General features: G+C 56.5%; 14 protein-coding genes. 10 read left to right on the top strand and 4 right to left on the bottom strand.

The window, feature by feature from the left end; translation table 11 throughout:
- Positions 1 to 333: 333 nt before the first annotated feature.
- Positions 334 to 1,734: a dihydropyrimidinase gene (gene hydA, locus JHD74_RS12915; RefSeq protein WP_199062831.1), complete on the top strand. Its 1,401-nt coding sequence runs from the start codon at positions 334 to 336 to the stop codon at positions 1,732 to 1,734.
- Positions 1,735 to 1,760: 26 nt separating this feature from the next.
- On the top strand, positions 1,761 to 2,693 hold the full coding sequence (gene arcC, locus JHD74_RS12910) for a carbamate kinase (protein WP_199062830.1): 933 nt from the start codon (positions 1,761 to 1,763) through the stop codon (positions 2,691 to 2,693).
- 73 nt (positions 2,694 to 2,766) lie between these two features.
- Here arcC and yqeB read toward each other — a convergent pair whose 3' ends face one another.
- Both yqeB and yqeC read right to left on the bottom strand, forming a co-directional pair.
- Positions 2,767 to 4,356 (bottom strand): selenium-dependent molybdenum cofactor biosynthesis protein YqeB, encoded by a 1,590-nt coding sequence (gene yqeB, locus JHD74_RS12905; protein ID WP_199062829.1) that lies wholly within the window; start codon positions 4,354 to 4,356, stop codon positions 2,767 to 2,769.
- A 28-nt stretch (positions 4,357 to 4,384) separates the two neighbouring features.
- The gene (gene yqeC / locus JHD74_RS12900) at positions 4,385 to 5,161 is read right to left on the bottom strand and encodes a selenium cofactor biosynthesis protein YqeC (RefSeq protein ID WP_199062828.1); all 777 of its coding nucleotides are present in this window, start codon (positions 5,159 to 5,161) and stop codon (positions 4,385 to 4,387) included.
- An 822-nt stretch (positions 5,162 to 5,983) separates the two neighbouring features.
- Between yqeC and ygfK the strand changes: the two genes are divergently transcribed.
- The 8 genes from ygfK (at position 5,984) to JHD74_RS12860 (ending at position 19,172) form a co-directional block, all read left to right on the top strand.
- A complete protein-coding gene (gene ygfK / locus JHD74_RS12895) occupies positions 5,984 to 9,091 on the top strand; it encodes a putative selenate reductase subunit YgfK (RefSeq protein WP_199062827.1) in 3,108 nt (1,035 codons plus the stop codon).
- A 2-nt stretch (positions 9,092 to 9,093) separates the two neighbouring features.
- Positions 9,094 to 10,422, top strand: coding sequence for a putative aminohydrolase SsnA (gene ssnA / locus JHD74_RS12890; RefSeq protein WP_199062826.1), 1,329 nt, complete (start codon positions 9,094 to 9,096; stop codon positions 10,420 to 10,422).
- Positions 10,423 to 10,476: 54 nt separating this feature from the next.
- Entirely contained in the window at positions 10,477 to 11,250 is a 774-nt protein-coding gene (gene ygfM, locus JHD74_RS12885; RefSeq protein ID WP_098931630.1) for a molybdopterin-dependent oxidoreductase FAD-binding subunit, read from the top strand.
- Positions 11,250 to 14,129, top strand: a complete 2,880-nt coding sequence (locus JHD74_RS12880; protein ID WP_199062837.1) for a molybdopterin-dependent oxidoreductase Mo/Fe-S-binding subunit — start codon at positions 11,250 to 11,252, stop codon at positions 14,127 to 14,129. The genes ygfM and JHD74_RS12880 overlap by 1 nt, the downstream gene beginning before the upstream one ends.
- A 237-nt stretch (positions 14,130 to 14,366) precedes the next feature.
- Positions 14,367 to 15,782, top strand: a complete 1,416-nt coding sequence (locus JHD74_RS12875) for a nucleobase:cation symporter-2 family protein (RefSeq protein ID WP_024528460.1) — start codon at positions 14,367 to 14,369, stop codon at positions 15,780 to 15,782.
- 62 nt (positions 15,783 to 15,844) lie between these two features.
- Positions 15,845 to 17,161, top strand: coding sequence for a guanine deaminase (gene guaD / locus JHD74_RS12870; protein ID WP_024528461.1), 1,317 nt, complete (start codon positions 15,845 to 15,847; stop codon positions 17,159 to 17,161).
- Between the two features lie 123 nt (positions 17,162 to 17,284).
- Positions 17,285 to 18,649 carry an NCS2 family permease gene (locus JHD74_RS12865; RefSeq protein ID WP_199062825.1) on the top strand — a complete coding sequence of 455 codons (1,365 nt, stop codon included), beginning with the start codon at positions 17,285 to 17,287 and terminating at the stop codon, positions 18,647 to 18,649.
- 337 nt (positions 18,650 to 18,986) lie between these two features.
- Positions 18,987 to 19,172, top strand: a complete 186-nt coding sequence (locus JHD74_RS12860; protein ID WP_199062824.1) for a hypothetical protein — start codon at positions 18,987 to 18,989, stop codon at positions 19,170 to 19,172.
- 16 nt (positions 19,173 to 19,188) lie between these two features.
- Here JHD74_RS12860 and xdhC read toward each other — a convergent pair whose 3' ends face one another.
- Positions 19,189 to 19,665: a xanthine dehydrogenase iron sulfur-binding subunit XdhC gene (xdhC, locus tag JHD74_RS12855; RefSeq protein ID WP_199062823.1), complete on the bottom strand. Its 477-nt coding sequence runs from the start codon at positions 19,663 to 19,665 to the stop codon at positions 19,189 to 19,191.
- Entirely contained in the window at positions 19,659 to 20,540 is an 882-nt protein-coding gene (gene xdhB / locus JHD74_RS12850) for a xanthine dehydrogenase FAD-binding subunit XdhB (protein WP_199062822.1), read from the bottom strand. Before xdhB ends, xdhC begins: the two co-directional genes overlap by 7 nt.
- Between the last annotated feature and the right edge of the window lie 4 nt (positions 20,541 to 20,544).

Here is a 20,544-nt window from a genome sequence, read left to right as displayed (position 1 = left end):
CCCACAGGGAGAGGGAGCTGTCCGGAGCGTGCGGCTGGCCCGTGCTGCTTCGGAAAGTGGGGTGTAAGAGGAAAAGTATTACACATAGAAATCAGCGAACTTGATCGGTCTCCACCGGGAGAGGGCGCTGGCACGGTGATGTTGTCAGGTCCAGGAGTTAATCTGTAACTATTTGATTTAAAGCAGAGTGCTGTGACAAGTAGTAGCTCGATCGGTTCCCTCTCCCTGTGGGAGAGGGTTAGGGTGAGGGGCCCAAATAGCACCTCATCCAGCAAGCATCACACAGCGAAATACCCGGCACGATCTGCCGGATTTTTTTATGGAGTGCCAGCAATGAAGCAATTGATTAAGAACGGCATTCTGGTTGATAGCGACGGACAGTATTCTCAGGATTTGCTGATCGAAAACGGAGTGATCTGCCAGCGCGACACGGCGATCGAAGCCGATAGCCAGTGTGAAGTTATCGATGCATCCGGCTGCTATGTCATGCCCGGCGGCATCGATGTCCATACCCATTTCAATATTGATGTCGGCATCGCCCGCAGCTGTGACGATTTTTTTAGCGGCACCCGCGCGGCGGCCTGCGGCGGCACTACCACCATTATCGATCATATGGGATTTGGCCCGGCGGGCTGCAATCTCCATCACCAGCTCAACGTCTACCACCAGTATGCGGCCGGCAATGCGGCGATCGACTACGGCTTTCACGGCGTGATCCAGCATATTGACGACGGCATTCTCGAAGAGATGGCCAGCATGGTGCATGACGAAGGGATCAGCAGCTTTAAGCTGTATCTGACTTACCTCTACAAGATCAATGATGCCGACGTGCTGCGGGCCTTGGGGCAACTGCGGCAGGTTGGGGCATTGACTACGGTCCATCCAGAAAACGATGCCGCGATAGCTCTGCGCCGTGCTGCGCTGGTGGCCGCGGGTAAAACAGCGCCGATCCACCACGCATTGAGCCGTCCGTTGGAATGTGAGGCAGAAGCGATTGGCCGGATGATCAATCTGGCCCATCTGGCAGACAACGCGCCGCTGTACATCGTCCATTTATCCAATGGTTTGGGGCTGGATTATTTACGTCTTGCGCGTCAACAGCGTCAACCGGTGTGGGTAGAAACCTGCCCGCAATATCTGCTGCTCAACGAACAATGTTACCTGCGTGAAGATGGGGTGAAATACATCCTCAGCCCACCGCTGCGTGACCAGCGGGAGTTAGATCGCCTGTGGGTAGGCATTGCCGACGGTTCTATCGATACCGTCGCCACCGATCATTGCACATTCCCTTATCACCAACGGCAAGCTATGGCGGCAGGGGATTTTACCCGCTGCCCGAACGGCCTGCCTGGGGTCGAGAATCGCATGATGCTGCTGTTCTCTCATGGGGTGATGAGCGGGCGGATTTCCCCTTCACGCTTTGTGGCGCTCACCAGCAGCAATCCGGCGCGGTTGTTCGGCCTGTGGCCGCGTAAAGGCAATCTAAACCCCGGCGCAGATGCCGACGTGGTGATCTTTGATCCGCGCCAATCCACGGTTATCAGCCACGCTCGGCTTCATGACAATGCGGACTATTCCCCTTATGAAGGTTTTCAGTGCCAGGGCGCGCCGGTGCTGACGATGTGCCGGGGCGAAATCGTGGCTCGTAATGGCGAATTTACCGGGCGGCAGGGATACGGGCAGTTCTTGCGTCGTCGACCTTTCAATGCCCAGATCGCGGCAAGAATGGGGTAACACCTCACTAAACAACAAGGATCAAAATGAACAAGAAAATAGTGCTGGCATTGGGCGGTAACGCATTGGGTGAAGGCCTGGCGGAACAGATGCAGGCGGTCAAAACCACCGCGCGGGCAATTGTCGATTTAATCGAGCACGGACATCAGGTGGTGGTCACCCACGGCAATGGCCCTCAGGTGGGAATGATCAACCTGGCGTTTGAGGCGGCGGCAAAAAGTGAAGCCCATACGCCGATGCTGCCGATGTCGGTGTGCGTCGCATTGAGCCAGGGGTATATAGGTTACGATCTGCAAAACGCCCTGCTTGAAGAGTTGCTCGATCGCAATATCGTCAAACCGGTAGCCACGCTGATCACCCAGGTGATCGTCAACGGCAGCGATCCGGCGTTCCTCAATCCAACCAAGCCGATTGGCTCGTTCTTTACCAAGGCCGAAGCCAGCCAACTGACCAAGAACGGTTACAACATGGTAGAAGATGCGGGCCGTGGCTATCGCCGCGTAGTGGCCTCGCCCAAGCCGATCGACATCGTTGAGAAAGAAACGGTACGCGCCATGATGGAGGCCGGGCAGGTGGTGATCACCGTGGGGGGCGGCGGTATTCCAGTGATCCGCGAGGGTAACCATCTGCGGGGTGCCAGCGCGGTGATCGATAAAGACTGGGCCAGTGCCAAACTGGCAGAGATGATCGATGCCGATATGCTGATCATCCTCACCGCGGTGGAAAAGGTGGCGATCAACTTTGGCAAACCGAATGAGCAATGGCTGGAGCAGTTGAGCATTGCCGATGCCCAGCGCTTTATCGAAGAAGGGCACTTTGCCAAAGGCTCAATGCTGCCGAAGGTTGAGGCGGCGGTGGCGTTTGCCGAATCCAAGCCAGGGCGTCAGGCGTTAATCACGGTACTGAGCAAGGCTCAGCAGGGCATTGAAGGCAAAACCGGCACGGTGATTAGCCATTAATCACAGACACCAGACTCACTTGTAGGGGCGCTGTATGCTGCGTACATTTGCGCCCCTTGTGAGTCAGCAGCCGTTATCTGCGGCCAAGTTTCATAATGGCTTCAAGCACCGCCCCGGCGATTGCCCGCGCCTTATCTGACACCGTGGTGTAATCCGCCAGCGTGCCGCGTGGATCGATATCACCGATTTTAGTGCCGGTCTTAACCTCCAGCCCATCATGCAGCAAACCGCGTACCATACCGGAAAGCGGCGCAATCACCGGTGCTTCGCCGCAGTGAGCCACCACATCCCCCTCCTGCACCAAATCCCCCAAAGCGACGCGACATTGCATGATGCCATCGGCTGGTGCACGGATCACCCGGCGGGTGGTGTGGCCAGCGATATTGCCGGGAATACCGGTATTGGGATGGGTGTAGCCATGATAAATCACCCGGCCCAGCGCGTGGCCGCGATTGGTTTCGATCACCGCATCGCAATCCTGCCCGGCGTTGAAGCCAGGGCCGAGGGCCACGGTGAACGGTGCCATATTGCGGTGGGTGCCCAGGTTTTGCTTGGCCAGGATGGCATCCACCAGAAAACGGGGTTTGAGCTGTTCCAGGCTGCGGGTCTCTGGGTCAACCAGCAGCGGGATCTCGCCACGGTTGATGATGTCGAAGGCTTCGTTGACGTCGTTGGCCAGGCAGGCGGTGACGCCCTCCACGCAGGTTTTACCGTCAAACATCGCCTGAGCAAATGCCACCGTCCGGCGGATCGCGGTCGGTTGGGCAATGTCCAGCATGATGACCTGAAAACCGGCATGGTACAGCCGCAGCGCCACGCCGGTGGCGATATCGCCCGCACCACGGATCACCACCAGTTTGTCGCGCGTTAAGCGGATGTCATTTTTCATCAGCCCGCCAGCGGACTGGTTGCGCACCTGCAACAACTCCGCCAGTACGCTGATGGCGATTTCTTCCGGCGTTTCTGCACCGATGTTGTAGCCGATTGGGGCATGGAGCCTGGCAAGCTTCTCATCATCTACGCCGCGCTGGCGCAAGTGTTGGGTAAAGGTTTGCACCTTGCGGCGGCTGGCGAGCAATCCCAGATAGCACAGCGGCTGCTCGATCAGCACGTTGAGTGCCTCGCAATCCTGATTGTTGGTGGCGATGATCACAAAGTTGGCCGGCTCAATATTCATCTTGTCGATGGCCGCCGGAAAGGTCTCGCCATGAACCAGAGTGGTGCCCACCGGAAATAGCGCCGGGTCGAGGCTGGCCGGGTAGATATCGGCAACGTGAATATCAAAGCCGAGCGGCTTGGCGGCGTTGGCGATGGCGCGGTTGACGTGCCCGGCCCCAATCAATATCAGGCGCGGGCGCAGGCCATGCACGTCGATATACACCGACATCGCCCCCCCACAGTCCGAGCCTACCGCATCCTGCCCGGTGCGTGCCATACGGCCATGAAACACCCTGGCCTTGCGCTCCGAAATGGCGGCAATTGCCTGTTCGATCACCAGGCGTTCGATCATGCCGCCACCGATAGTGCCAATACAGTCACCATCGGCCATCACCAGCATCTGCCCTGAATGGCGCGGTGTAGAGCCACGGCTTTCGATAATCTGGGCGAGCGCAAAGGGCCGGTTTTCTTCTTCTAAACGTGCTGCTTCGGCGAAGATATTCATTATGACCTCGTCAATAACCTCAGAAATATTATCGTGTTAAGCGCCGTATCACGTGGTGGATCGCCGGGGTTTCCTGCACTGCGCCAAACCAGATGGCGCTGAGCGCCAGCTCTGGCCGCAGCAGCGGTTGCCAGCGGGCAGCCGGTTGATTATCACAATGAGAAACCTGATTGATCAGCCAGATCCGTCGCGCCTGAGAGGGCGCACCTTTGAACATGCCTTCAGGGTGTGCGATCAGGGCGTCGAATACCCGGTGATCCAGTGTTTCACCGGCACCGACCCCCGTCAGCGCTGAGAAAATCGCCCAACGGTGAATTTGCTGTGGGTCTGCGGGACGATCGATCACCTGGCCTCCGGTTAGCGCGATAACACAATCACTGCGGGAGGGGATGCAAGGTTCATGCCTTGCCGGGGCTTTCAGGGGTAACCCTCGGGAGCCGTCCGCTTCGACCAGGATCACGTCGAAGGCTCCACGCTGTTTGATCTCATCGATTTGCTCGGCGGTTAACCCGATAACCTTGTTGTCCTGCGGTTGATAATGACTGAAGCAGGCGGTAATGGCCGGGGTGCTGCTGGCGGTGGGAGTTTGGCCTATCAACAGGTGGTGGTAGTTGGCAGCGGTGGGCAGGTACATCTTGGTGGTGGTAGTGAACAGCACACGCTTGCCCTGGTGATAAAAGGCCTGCGCCAACCAGTGCAAGGTGCTGGTTTTCCCCCCGGCCCCAATCAGGGCGATCAGCAGCGGCTGGCCCCGATCGAGGCGGTTAAATTCCTCACTGAATAATTCTCTGAAGCTGGGTGTCATAAATAGCCTGTCTTGTGAGTCAGAAAGCGGCCCCTCACCCTAACCCTCTCCCACAGGGAGAGGGGACTGCCCGTGCCACGTTGGTATTGCGGTGTCTTCCTTGGCGTGCCGAAGCTCTGAACCTGCATATAACACCGCATCAGATCCCTATTCCAAAGGGCGAGGGGACTGTCCGTGCCACGTTGGTATTGCGGTGTCTTCCTTGGCGTGCCGAAGCTCTCAACATGCATATAACACCGCATCAAATCCCATTCCAAAGGGCGAGGGGACTGTCCGTGCCACGTTGGTATTGCAGTGTTTTTGGCGATCAATGCCGCTATTTACTCCAAACTAACCACAACACTGCATCAGCTCCCTCTCCTTGGGGAGAGGGTTGGGGTGAGGGAGAAATTACGGTGATTTAACCGATAACCAATAGGCGGTTTTCCTAGGATAGAGTGCCGATTTAATAGCAAACAACCTTGATGTAATCGATATTTAGCGAATATTCATACTTTATCGATTGCGGTCTCGTTTTTAACCGAAGTGTTTTCTGGCCGTATCAAAGTGATAGCTGGCGATGTTTTTTTGATAATTGATTCTATTAGCGTAACCGTGATGATTAAGCGACTGCCGGCACTGATTTTTATTCTCACTTGCGATTGTGAGCCCGTTCACAAATAAAATTAACAATTAGAACTGCCTCACGAATTTAACCGCTGCCCAACCCCGTGGGGAGATTTGGCCTGATTGTTGCTGCGTTATGCGTAACCGATGTGAAAAACCGCCCCCAGGTTTTTACTCACTCATCATTCAGGCATTTCGTCGCAAGGAGATAAAGCTATGGGAGATTTAATGCGTCCCGTTCCGTTCAAGGCGCTGTTAACCCGGATTTTCGATGAATATCATGAGAGCCGGTCTATTTTTGGTATTCCAGAAAAGCAGTTTTATCGTAAACATGACGATCGGCGGATTAACGTCTTTAACGAAAGTTGTGAAACTCCGCTTGGCCCAGCCGCAGGCCCACATACTCAGTTGGCGCAGAATATCATCGTCTCCTGGTTGACCGGCGGGCGCTTTATCGAATTGAAAACCGTGCAGATCCTCGATCGGCTGGAGCTGGAAAAACCCTGTATCGATGCCGAAGACGAATGCTTCAACACCGAATGGTCGACCGAGTTCACGTTGCTCAAAGCCTATGATGAATATTTAAAAGCCTGGTTTGCCCTGCACCTGTTGGAACAGATGTTTGATCCACGGGCCAAGGGGGAAAGTAAATCCTTCATCTTCAACATGAGCGTGGGCTATAACCTCGACGGGATTAAACAGCCGCCGATGCAGGACTTTATCCATAATATGATGGACTCTGCACTGCACCCGAAATATGCCGAGTATCAACATATTCTTGCCGAATGGGTTAAGGACGAGGGCTTTATTAGCCAGTTCGCTTTATCCGACCAGCGCGGGGCATTGGCACAGCTGCCAGAGCATATTCCCGCGCAATTGGTCAGCGGTATTACCCTTTCGACCATGCACGGCTGCCCGCCAGATGAAATTGAAGCCATCTGTCGTTATATGCTGGCAGAAAAACGGCTCAATACCTTTGTAAAATTAAACCCGACGCTGCTGGGTTATCCGCGCGTGCGTTCCATTCTGGATGGCTGCGGGTTTGATTATGTCGGGCTGAAAGAAGAGTCTTTCGAGCACGATCTCAAACTGGAGCAGGCGATTGCGATGTTGCATCGCCTGACCGCCTTGGGGAAACAGCAGAATTTAGGCTTCGGGGTCAAACTGACCAATACCCTGGGGGCGATCAACCATAAAGGCGCCTTGCCGGGCGAAGAGATGTATATGTCCGGGCGCGCGCTGTTCCCGCTTTCCATCAACGTGGCGGCGGTTCTCTCCCGTGAATTCAACGGGGAACTGCCGATTTCCTATTCCGGCGGGGCAAGCAAGTTTAACGTTCGCGAGATTTTTGACACCGGCATCCGGCCAATCACCATGGCCACCGATTTGCTCAAGCCCGGCGGCTATTTACGCCTGACGGAGTGCATGCAAGAGCTGGACGCTTCCGATAGCTGGCCGATGACGCGCATCGATGTCGATAAGCTGCAAGCGCTGGCAGACAAGGCCGTCAGCATGGAGTACACCCAGAAACACTGGAAATCAACGGATCGCATCGACGCCGGTGGCCCGCTGCCGATGATTGACTGCTACGTGGCTCCTTGCGTCACCGCCTGCGCCATCAAACAGGATATCCCGGAATATATCCGGTTGCTGGGCGAACAGCGCTATGCCGATGCGTTGGAGCTGATTTATCAACGTAACGCCTTGCCAGCCATTACCGGGCATATCTGCGATCACCAGTGCCAGTACAACTGCACCCGTCTTGATTACGACAGCGCGCTGAACATCCGCGAACTGAAAAAAGTGGCGTTGGAGAAGGGCTGGGATGAGTATCAGCGCCGCTGGCATAAACCGGCAGGCTCTGGCAGCAAACGCCCGGTTGCCATTTTGGGGGCTGGCCCGGCGGGCTTGTCTGCTGGGTACTTCCTGGCGCGGGCCGGGTATCAGGTTACGCTGTTTGAGCGCGAGGCCAATGCGGGCGGGGTGGTGAAAAACATCATTCCACAGTTCCGCATCCCGGCGGAGCTTATCGAGCACGATATCGACTTCGTGGCCGCACACGGCGTGAAGATGGTCTATGGCTGCGATCCCGATCTGACCGTCGACAAGCTGCAACAGCAGGGCTTTGACTACGTGTTTATCGGCATCGGCACCGATAAAAACAGCGGCGTGAAGCTGGCGGGTAATAACCGCAACGTCCACAAATCCTTGCCGTTCCTGCGTGATTTCAACCTCGGTAAGCCCATGAACCTGGGCAAACACGTGGCCGTGGTCGGTGCTGGTAACACGGCAATGGACTGTGCCAGGGCCGCATTGAAAGTGCCTGGCGTGCAGGACGTCACCGTGCTGTACCGCCGCACGCTCAATGAGATGCCAGCCTACCGCGAAGAGTATCAGGAGGCGGTAGAGGACAACGTGCAGTTTATGTTCCTCACCAACCCGGAACACTTTGATGCCAACGGCACCTTGACGGCCAGAGTGATGGCGCTGGGAGAGCCGGACGAGAAGGGCCGCCGCCGCCCGGTCGCCACCGAACAGACCCTGACGCTGCAGATGGATACCTTGATCACCGCCATTGGCGAGCAGGCTGATGAGGAGGTGCTGCATAAGCTGGGCGTACCGCTGGATGACGCAGGCTATCCGCAGGTCAACACCGCCACCGGTGAAACCACCCGGCCTAATGTCTTCCTGATTGGCGACGTGCAGCGTGGCCCGTCATCCATTGTCGCTGCCATCGGTAGCGCCCGCAACGCCGCTGAAACGGTGCTGGCGCGGGAAAACGTCAAAACCCATCACGCCGATAAATACTGGTCGAACGTCGATCCGGCGGAAATCTATCGCCGTAAAGGCACTATTTCAGTAGCGCTGGTGGATAAAACCGAGCGCGAAGCCTTCGTGGCTCAAGAGGCCCAGCGCTGCCTGGAATGTAACTACGTGTGCAGCAAATGCGTCGACGTTTGCCCGAACCGCGCCAACGTATCCATTGCCATACCGGGCTTCCAGGATCGTTTCCAGACCCTGCACCTGGACGCTTACTGCAACGAATGCGGCAACTGCGCCCAGTTCTGTCCGTGGCAGGGTAAGCCATACAAAGACAAGGTGACGATCTACAGCCTGCCGCAGGACTTTGCCAACAGCACTAATCCGGGGTTCCTGGTGGATGGCACACAGGTCAGCGTACGGCAGAACGGTAAGCTTTACCAACTGCAGATCGATAGTGACGGCCAGCTTGAGCAAGTGCCGTCGGAGCTGGAGGAGATGTGCCGCATTATCAGCCATGTACACACTCATCATCATTATCTCCTTGGCCAGGTGGAGGTGTAATCATGCTGATATTAACCAATGCAACCGGCGTGCAGCTCGACCCCGCCAGCGTACAGCAAGGTATCGATATCGCCATTGAAGGGGCGTTGATCAAAGAGGTGGGCCAAGGGTTGGCGGCCAAATATCCCCAGGCCGAAGTGCGCAATATGCACGGCAAATGGGTGATGCCAGGGATTGTGTGTGCCCACAATCATTTCTACTCCGGGTTATCGCGCGGGATTATGGCCAACATTGCGCCAAGCCCGGACTTTATCTCCACGCTGAAGAACCTGTGGTGGCGGCTGGATCGGGCGCTGGATGAGGAATCACTGTATTACAGCGGCCTGATCTGCTCGCTGGAAGCCATCAAGAGCGGCTGTACGGCGGTGATCGATCACCACGCTTCGCCCAACTTTATCGCCGGTTCGCTGAAAACCCTGCGCGCAGGCTTTATCGAGACCGGTCTGCGCGGCATGACCTGTTTCGAGACCACCGATCGTAACGGCGGGGAGCGAGAGCTGCGGGCTGGCGTGGAGGAGAATATTGCCTTTGCCCAGTTGATCGACGTCGCCAAAAAAGCCGGTAAGGAGCCTTACCTGGTGGAGGCGCATATTGGCGCTCACGCACCGTTCACGGTTTCTGATGCCGGGTTGGAGATGCTGCAAGCGGCGGTTAAAAGTACCGGCCGTGGTCTGCATATCCACGCCGCCGAGGACAGCTACGACGTTTCCCACAGCCACGACAAATATGGCAAGGATCTGATCGAGCGCCTGGCGCAATACGACCTGATCGGGTCAAAAACGTTGGTCGCGCACGGTCTGTATCTGTCTGCGGCGGATATTGGGCTGATCAACCAGCAGGATGCCTTCCTGGTGCACAACGCCCGCTCCAATATGAACAACCACGTGAGCTATAACCATCAACTGGCGCAGTACCGCAACCTGGCACTCGGCACCGATGGTATCGGCTCAGACATGTTTGAAGAGATGAAGTTTGCCTTCTTCAAACACCGTGATGCGGGTGGGCCGCTGTGGCCAGATAGCTTCGCCCGCTTCCTGGCCAACGGTAACCAACTGCTGGCGCGCAACTTTGGTGCCCATTTCGGTTGCCTGGCCGCCGGTTACAAAGCGGATCTGACCATCTGCGACTATCCGTCACCCACGCCGCTGGCGGCGCAAAATATCGGCGGACATCTGGCCTTCGGCATGGGGGCTGGCAGCGTCAACAGCGTAATGGTGGAAGGCCGCATGGTCTATCAGGATCGCCAGTTCCCGTTCGATGTGGAACCGATCTACGCAGAGGCGCGCAAGGTAGCGGCCAAGCTGTGGCAGCGAATGGATGCCTTGAATTAAACCGGTCGCCGCCCTGCGAACACCGGGGGCGGCTGACATTGATGAGGGTGCAATATGATTGAGCAATTCTATCGGCCAGGATCGGTACAGCAGGCGCTAGAGCTAAAACGCCAGTTCCAGCAGGATGCCGTCTATTTCGCTGGTGGCAGCAAACTAAACGCCACACCCACTAAAACACGGCAAAAGATCGCCATCGCGCTATCGCAACTGGGGCTGGATCAGGTGAGCTGGCAGCAGGGGGCATTGCATATCGGTGCCACCATTAGCTTACAACGTTTAATGGATACCCAGCTTATCCCGCAGGCTCTGCGTGAGGCGCTGGGGTTTGTCTATTCCCGCCATATTCGCAATCAGGCCACGCTGGGTGGTGAAGTCGTTTCGGCGGCGAAAGACTCGGTGCTGTTGCCGGTGCTGCTGGCATTGAGTGCCCAGGTGGTGGTGGGCAGCGGCAAGACGATGGCGCTGGAAGACTATCCGCTGTGCGGCGGTAGTGAATTACTGCTGGCGGTGGTGCTGCCGGATCCTTACCGTACCTGCGCTACCCGTAAAATTGCCCGTTCAGCCGCGGGGTTGCCGGTGGTGACTGCGGCGGTATCCCGCGATGCGCAGGCGAAAATTCGTATCGCCCTGAGCGGTGTGGTGGCACCTGGCCGCCTGCGTGATGCAGAGAACAGTGGCCTGAGTGGCCCGGCGCTGGAACAGGCAGTGGCGCAGATGATATCTCCGCCAGATGACATCTGTGGCAGCCGCGCCTATAAGCGCTATATCACCGGTGTGGTGGTGGCAGACCTGTTGGCGGATTGCCAGGCATCAGGGGAGAAAGCATGATGAATATTCGCTTTACGCTTAACGATATCCCGCAGGAGATGCAGTGCCAACCCGGCGAAAACGTCCAGCAACTGCTGTTCAAGTTGGGCATGCATTCGGTCCGCAATAGCGATGACGGCTTCGGGTTTGCCGGTTCGGACGCGATCCTGTTTAACGGCGTGGTGGTCAATGCCTCGTTGCTGATCGCCGCCCAGTTGGATGATGGCGCGGTGACCACGGCCGAAGCGCTGGGGAGTTGGAACCAGCTCAGCCTGGTGCAGCAGGCGATGGTTGACGTGGGGATAGTCCAGTCTGGTTATAACGACGCGGCGGCAGCGCTGATCCTGACGGACCTGTTGGCCCGCATCGAGGAGCCAACACGCGCGCAGATCGACGATGCGCTGTCGGGCTTGTTCAGTCGTGACGCCGGTTATCAGCAGTTCTATCAGGTCGTGGCTCTGGCGGTGATTCGCCGCAACGATCCCGAATTCCAGTCGCTCGCCGCTCCTGAGTTTCGCAGCGATCTGAACGTGGTCGGTAAGCTGTGCCCTAAGGTGGACGCGGCGAAAATGGTACAGGCCAAGCCTTGCTATGTGGAAGACCGCGTAGCCCGCAATGCCTGCATCATCAAGATGCTGCGTAGCCCGCATCCTCATGCCTTGATCACGCATCTGGACGTCAGCAAAGCCGAGGCGTTGCCAGGGGTGGTGCATGTGATCACCTATCGCAATTGCCCAGATATTTATTACACCCCCGGTGGGCAAAGCGCGCCAGAACCTTCGCCGCTGGATCGCCGGATGTTTGGCCAAAAACTGCGGCACGTAGGTGACCGGGTGGCGGCGGTCGTGGCCGAGAGCGAAGAGATTGCGTTGGCTGCGCTGGCGTTGATCGACGTCGAATACCAGGTGCTTAAACCGGTGATGTCAATTGATGAGGCGATGGCGGAAGGAGCACCGCTGGTACACGACGAGCCGATTGTCTACGTTCACGGTGTACCGGATGACTTGGCCGAGCAGAACCAGGGTAGCGCACAGCGTGGTACCGAACATGTGACGATCAACTTCCCGATTGGTGCCAAGCCCCACAGTAATATTGCCGCCGCGGTACATGGGCGCATTGGAAACGTGGATCAAGGCTTTGCCGAGGCGGACGTGGTGCTGGAGCGCACCTACGAATCCAAACAGGTGCAGCAGTGCCCGGCGGAAATGCACGTCTGCTACACCTACATGGATGGCGATCGGTTGGTGATCCATGCGTCAACCCAGGTGCCTTGGCACCTGCGCCGCCAGGTTGCCAGGATCGTCGGGCTCAAACAGCATAAGGTGCACGTGATCAAAGAGCGGGTCGGCGGCGGCTTTGGTTCCAAGCAGGACATCCTGTTGGAAGAGGTATGTGCCTGGGCTACCTGCGTGACCGGCCGTGCGGTTTATTTCCACTATACCCGCGAAGAAGAGTTCATCAGCAATACCTCGCGCCACGTGGCCAAGGTGCGGGTGAAGATTGGGGCGAAAAAAGACGGCCGCCTGACGGCGATCGACATGAACTTCCTGGCCAATACCGGCCCTTATGGCAACCATGCGCTGACGGTGCCCAGCAATGGCCCGGCGCTGTCGTTGCCGCTCTATCCCTGCGATAACGTCAATTTCCAGGTAACCACCTATTACAGCAACATCTGTCCGAATGGGGCTTATCAGGGTTATGGCGCGCCAAAAGGCAACTTCGCACTGACTATGGTCTTGGCGGAGATGGCGGAAAAACTGCAGATGGATCCGCTGGATATCATTGAGCGTAACCGGGTAGTTGAAGGGCAAGAGTTGAAAATCCTCGGGGCAATTGGTGAAGGCAAAATGCCGACTTCGGTGCCAAGTGCTGCCAGCTGTGCGCTGGAGCCGATTTTGCGTAAAGGGCGTGAGCTGATCCAGTGGAGCTCACCGAAAGTGGGTCAGGGAGACTGGCAGATTGGTCGTGGCGTGGCCATTATCATGCAAAAATCCGGTATTCCGGATATCGATCAGGCCAACTGCATGATCAAGTTGGAGTCGGACGGGACCTTTATCGTGCATTCCGGCGGGGCGGACATCGGTACCGGGCTGGATACGGTGGTGGGCAAACTGGCGGCGGAGGTGCTGTGCTGCCCGTTCTCCGAGGTGCATGTGATCTCTGGCGACACCGATCATGCCCTGTTTGATAAAGGGGCCTACGCCTCTTCCGGCACCTGCTTCTCCGGCAATGCGGCGAAGAATGCGGCGGAAAATCTCAGGAAGAAAATCCTGTTCCACGGCGCGCAGATGCTGGGTGAGCCAGAAAGCGATGTCACGCTGGTGGTTCCAGGCGTGGTGCGCGGTAAACAGGGCGAAGTGACGTTCGCGCAGATTGCCCATAAGGCAGAGACGGGAACCGGCTTTGGCACCCTGGTGGCCACCGCCAGCTATATTTCTTCTGACTTTGCCTTCCCGTTTGGTGCCAACTTTGCTGAAGTGGCGGTCAACGTGCGCAGCGGGGAGATCCGGTTGGATAAGTTCTATGCCTTGCTCGATTGTGGCACCCCGGTTAACCCGGAGCTGGCGCTGGGGCAAATCTACGGGGCTTCAATGCGCGCCATCGGCCACAGCATGACGGAAGAGATTATCTATGATAGCCAAGGCTCGCCGATCACCCGAGATCTGCAAAGCTATGGCGCGCCGAAGATTGGCGATATCCCGCTGGACTTCCAGGCGTTCCTGGTGCCCAGCGACGATCGGGTGGGGCCGTATGGAGCCAAGTCGATCTCCGAGATTGGCGTCAACGGGGCGGCTCCGGCCATCGCCATGGCGATCCACGATGCCTGTGGCGTTTGGCTGCGCGAATGGCATTTCACCCCAGAGAAGATCTTGAGGGGGTTAAATAAGCTGTCAGCGTAGACTCTGTAATAAGTCGTACCGGGATAGTGACCAATTACGGTCATTATCCCGCTATACCTGCCGAGTTAAACCGGCGGCGGGTATAAACGATTCAATATATTAGCCAAAGGCTAATCTGTTATTGCCGCCATATATGAGCTAATCGCTCAGGCTAGCCCGTGGATTTAACATGGCGAAAGTGCAGGGCGTGGAGCTTATTGAATCAGATGATCAAATTTACTGGAATGGAGTAAAGAGATGTCTGATATGCCTAGTTCAAATAACGACCTTATTTATCGGGTGGAAGATAAACCCCCCTTTGACCAATGCATCGTGGGGGCGATTACCCATTTACTGGCTATTTTTGTGCCGATGGTGGCCCCGGCGTTAATTGTCGGCACCGCGCTGGGGTTGCCGCCGGACGTCACAGCCTATCTGGTTTCGATGGCAATGATTGCTTCAGGGATTGGCACCTGGCTGCAGGTGAATCGCTATGGCCGCGTAGGCTCCGGCTTATTGTCCATTCAATCGGTCAATTTTTCCTTTGTGACGGTGATGATCGCCTTGGGCAGCACCATGAAAGCCGATGGCATGCATGTGGAAGCGATCATGTCCACTCTGCTGGGCATCTCTTTTGTTGGGGCATTCCTGGTGGTGGGCTCCTCGTTTATTCTGCCCTATCTGAAACGGGTGATCACACCCACCGTGAGCGGCATTGTGGTGCTGATGATTGGCCTGAGCCTGATCAAGGTGGGCATTATCGATTTTGGTGGCGGTTATTCAGCGAAAAGCAGCGGCACCTTTGGCAACTACGAAAATATTGGTATCGGCCTGTTGGTGCTGTTGGTGGTGATCGGGTTTAACTGTTGCCAGAACGCATTATTGCGCATGGGGGGCATCGCCATCGGCTTGATTGTCGGTTATGTGGTGGCTTTGTGCCTGGGCATGGTGGATTTCTCGGTAATGCAAAACCTGCCGGTAATGACCGTTCCCGTTCCCTTTAAATACGGATTCTCTTTCGATCTGCATGCCTTCCTGGTGGCTGGCATCATCTATCTGCTCAGCGTGTTGGAGGCGGTCGGCAGTATCACCGCTACCGCAATAGTGTCCGAGCAGCCCATCAAAGGGGATGAATATACCGCACGCCTGAGCGGTGGAGTGCTGGCCGATGGGCTGGTCTCGGTGATTGCTGCCATGCTGGGCTCGTTGCCACTGACGACATTTTCCCAGAATAACGGCGTGATCCAGATGACCGGTGTCGCCTCGCGTCATATCGGCAAATATATCGCCGTGATCCTGGTAGTGCTGGGGCTGTTCCCCGTCATTGGCCGCTTCTTTACCACTATCCCGGCGCCAGTGCTGGGCGGGGCGATGACGCTCATGTTCTCGATGATCGCCATCGCCGGGATACGCATCATTATCTCCGACGGCTTAAACCGCCGCGAAACCATTATCGTTGCGACTTCGCTGGGTCTGGGTCTTGGCGTCTCTTACGATCCGGAAGTGTTTCGTATTTTGCCCGAGTCGATTTATGTGCTGGTGGAAAACCCGATCTGCGCCGGTGGGCTCACTGCCATTTTCCTCAATTTACTGATACCGCAGAACAAGAGTGAGAAACCTGGGGTCAGTGAGGCTGAATTTGAGGTGGTTCCGGCGGAAAAAAACACCGATTGACCGGGCGCTGCACACGACGCCCTTCTAGCAATAGCCGTTTTATGGTGATAAGGAATTTGAGTATGGAGCGTGAGCAATCAATCAAGGCCGTGCGGGGCAGTTTTCTCGATATCACCCGCACCGTACAGCATCCGGAAGAAATCGAGGGCCATTTGCGCTTTATTAAAGACGGGCTACTGATCGTTCGTGATGGCCGGGTGGAGTGGTTTGGCGACTGGGAAGAGGGGCACCACCAGATCCCCGATAGCATCCGGGTGCGCGACTATAGCGGTAAAATGATCGTGCCAGGGTTTATCGACACCCATATTCATTATCCACAATGTGAAATGGTGGGAGCCTATGGCGAACAACTGCTGGACTGGCTGAACAAGCACACCTTCCCGGCGGAGAAACGCTATAACGATCTGGAATACGCCCGCGAGATGTCGGCGTTTTTCATCAAGCAACTGCTGCGCAATGGCACTACCACCGCGCTGGTGTTCGGCACCGTACATCCCGAATCGGTAGAGGCGCTGTTTGAGTCGGCGCGCCATATCAATATGCGGATGATCGCCGGCAAGGTGATGATGGATCGTAACGCGCCCGATTACCTGCTGGATACCGCAGAAAGCAGCTATAGCCAAACCAAGGCGCTGATTGAGCGCTGGCATAACAATGGCCGCCTGTTGTACGCCATCACCCCGCGTTTTGCGCCAACTTCCTCACCGGAGCAGTTGGAGATGGTGCAACGCCTGCGCCAGGAATACCCGGATGTTTATCTGCATACCCACCTGTCGGAAAACAAGGATGAAGTGGCTTGGGTGAAAGCCCTGTATCCAGAGCGCACAAGTTATCTCGATGTTTATCATCACTACGGCATGACCGGCAGAAAAAGCGTATTTGCCCACTGCGTGCATCTGGAAGACGCCGAGTGGGATTGTCTGCACCAGACCCAATCATCCATCGCCTTTTGCCCGACCTCCAACCTGTATCTCGGCAGCGGCCTGTTTAATTTGCCCAACGCCTGGCGGAAGAAGGTGCGGGTGGGAATGGGCACCGACATCGGCGCGGGCACCACCTTCAACATGCTGCAAACGCTGAATGAGGCTTACAAAATCATGCAGCTGCAAGGTTACCGGCTCTCGGCGTATGAGGCGTTCTACTTGGCGACGCTGGGTGGGGCCGATGCTCTGGGGCTGGCGGACACCATTGGTAACTTCAACCTGGGGAAAGAGGCGGACTTTGTGGTGCTGGAGCCGACGGCCACGCCGTTGCAACAGCTGCGCTACGACAACTCAAAAACCTTGATGGATAAGCTGTTTGTCATGATGACACTAGGGGATGACCGGTCGATCTATCGCACCTATGTCGATGGCCGGCTGGTGTATGAACGTACTTAATCAACCGCACTGCAATTTGCCAGGATTGGCGTTACCCCAAGCGAGTGCCGTTGCGGCCAGACGATAATGCCGTAACGGTAAGCCAACGGGGTAGGTGAGTGTAAACCTTCAGAGGGCATTGATATGTCTAATAATTTATCGCAGGCGACGTCAGAAAAAGCGGCCAGCTCGCTAGACAGCTATTTTAAGATTAGCGAGCGGGGCAGCAGCGTACGGCAGGAAGTGTTGGCAGGGTTGACCACCTTTTTGGCGATGGTCTATTCGGTGATCGTGGTGCCTGGCATGTTGGGCAAGGCGGGTTTCCCTCCGGCTGCGGTGTTTGTCGCCACCTGTCTGGTTGCCGGTGTGGGGTCGCTGGTGATGGGCCTGTGGGCTAACTTACCGATGGCTATTGGCTGCGCCATCTCATTGACGGCGTTTACCGCTTTCAGCCTGGTGCTTGGCCAGCACATCAGCATACCCGTCGCCCTGGGGGCCATCTTCCTGATGGGGCTGATATTCACCGCCATTTCGGTGACCGGGGTGCGTTCATGGATCCTGCGTAACCTGCCGATGGGCATAGCGCACGGTACCGGGATTGGTATCGGGCTGTTCCTGCTGCTGATCGCTGCCAACGGCGTCGGCATGGTGATCAAGAACCCGCTGGACGGTTTGCCGGTGGCGCTGGGGTCGTTTGTGTCTTTCCCGGTGATGATGTCATTGCTCGGCCTGGCGATGATCCTCGGGCTGGAGAAACTGCGCGTGCCGGGTGGGATTTTATTGGTGATCATTGGTATTTCCCTGATCGGCCTGATCTTTGATCCGAACGTAAGATATCAGGGGCTGTTTGCGCTGCCGAGCCTGTCCGGGCCGGATGGCAGCTCGCTGATTTTTAGCCTGGATATCAAAGGGGCGTTGAACCCGGCGATACTGCCCAGCGTATTGGCGCTGGTCATGACAGCGGTGTTTGATGCTACCGGCACCATCCGGGCGGTAGCCGGGCAGGCTAACCTGTTGGACGAGGATGGGCAGATTATCAACGGTGGCCGGGCATTAACTGCCGACTCCATGAGCAGCATGTTTTCTGCGCTGGTTGGGGCCTCACCGGCTGCGGTGTATATCGAGTCCGCTGCGGGAACGGCTGCTGGCGGTAAAACGGGCATGACGGCGGCGGTCGTGGGGGTACTGTTCTTGCTGATCCTGTTCTTGTCACCGCTGTCTTATCTGGTCCCCGGCTATGCGACGGCACCGGCGCTGATGTATGTGGGCCTGCTGATGCTGAGCAACGTGGCCAAGTTGGACTTTGACGACTTTGTCGATGCTATGTCCGGCCTGGTGTGCGCGGTATTTATCGTGCTGACCTGTAACATTGTCACCGGCATTATGCTGGGCTTCAGCACGCTGGTGATTGGCCGCGTGTTCTCTAACGAGTGGCGCAAACTGAATATTGGCACGGTGATTATCGCGCTGGCGCTGGTGGCATTCTATGCCGGTGGCTGGGCGATTTGATGGAAAACTCAGGGTTAGTCGTTTACTGACCAATCAACACTCGATTCTTCATGTAGGGGCGCTGCATGCCGCGCCCATTCACAGTTCAATACATCAACTCATATGAACGTCCTGAAGGATTACAGATCAGAACAACGCTGATAGGTAATAATCTAGGCCTTATTTTTTAGTTAAATCAATGGATTGAGTTGTTTTTATTTGAATGGCTTACCGCTTCCTCTGATGATCCTGAATCATATCGTAGATAAACTATATGCTGCAGGTGGGGAGTACGGCTAAACCGGAGAGACTGCTCCGCGAATTGGCTAGGCGCGCGCCGCTGCATGAGGAGGAATTGATGACTATTGCCGAATATCTCGAACAAAAAGGGCGAGAGGAAGGGCTTCAGGAAGGACTAAAACAAGGTAAACGCGAAGCGTTTATGGAAATAGCCCGTTCCATGCTAGTTAACGGCTTCGAGAGCGCCATAGTCATACAGTTGGCCGGTCTTTCAGAAGAAGAGTTGGCGCAAATCCGTCACTAGCGTTTACCCGCGTTTCTCAACGCGGCATCTCTTCATCCAACTGCTGCGCCTTTTCCACCGCCTTGACGATCGAGGTATAGCCGGTGCAGCGGCATAAATTCCCGGCCAGCCCGCGGCGGATCTCCTGCTCGGTAAGGCGGTGGCCGCGAAAACGCTCCACCATCGAGGTGCTGGTCATCACCAACCCCGGCGTACAAAAACCACACTGTACCGCCCCCACATTCACATAAGCCTGCTGTACGGCAGACAGTTTGCCCTGTTTCACCTCGCCCTCGGTGGTGCGGATGATTTTGCCATCGGCCCAGAGTGCCAGGTAAATACAGGTATCGGTAGCGACATCGTCGATCAATACGGTACAGGCACCGCACTCGCCCACGCTGCACCCTTGTTTGACGCTGTTAAGCCCTTGCTGGCGCAGTAACTCCATCAGCGACAGGCGGGGATCGACCTCGAATTGATAGGGGCGGCCATTGATGGTGCAATTGATCAACATGATAACTCTCCTCCTGCGCGTTGGGCCGCTTGGGCCAGCACGCGCTCTGCCAGCGTACGGATGATTTGCATACGGAACTCTTTGCTGGCGCGCCAGGATGAACGTGGCAGCACGTCACGTATGACCGCCTCACGCACGGCGGCGAGCGTTTGCGCATTGAATGGCTGACCCAGTGCTGCGGCCTCGGCATGGGGGGCGCGGATCGGCGTTGGGGCCGCTACGCCAAAGGCGATTTTCACCGCGCTAAAGTGGCCATCTTCGATTTTGCAGGCCGCAGCGCAGCCGATGGTGGCAATATCCATCGCACCACGCATGGCGTATTTGTAATAGCTGGCACCAAAGTGCTGATAGTGCTGTGGCCTGAACAGCAACGCCACGGCAACCTCTTTTTGCCCCAGCGCAACCTTGCCTGGGCCGGTGTGGAAACCTTGGATCGGCGTGCGGCGCAGCCCTGCGGGGGTAGCGATTTCCAGTTCGGCTTCCATCACCACACAGGGTGAGGCGGAATCGGCACTGGTGGCACCGTTGCAGATATTCCCGCCCAGCGTGGCCATATTCCGCACCTGCGGTCCGGCGATCGTCGCGGCTGCCTCTGCCAGGATCGGGATATGGCGTTGCACCAACGGTGAATCGATAATCTGGCTAAAGGTGGTGCCGCTGCCGATGCGCAGTGTGCCATCCGGCAGCAGCTCGATACCGTTCAGCTCGTTCAGGCCGTGAATATCCACCAGATGGCGATATTTGCCGTTCATATGATGGAGCTGGATTAACACGTCGGTACCGCCAGCAATCAGCCTGGCCTGAGGATTGGCGGCTAATTGCCGTACGGCATCGTCTATGCTGGTCGCCCGATAATAGTTTGCAATATCGTACATGGTT

Origin of the sequence: Serratia sp. ASV30 (assembly GCF_016428815.1) — a bacterium.
In the GTDB taxonomy this organism is placed as follows: domain Bacteria; phylum Pseudomonadota; class Gammaproteobacteria; order Enterobacterales; family Enterobacteriaceae; genus Chania; species Chania fonticola_C.
Note: the sequence above shows the minus strand (reverse complement) of the source record. Positions and strands in the feature narration are given on the sequence as shown.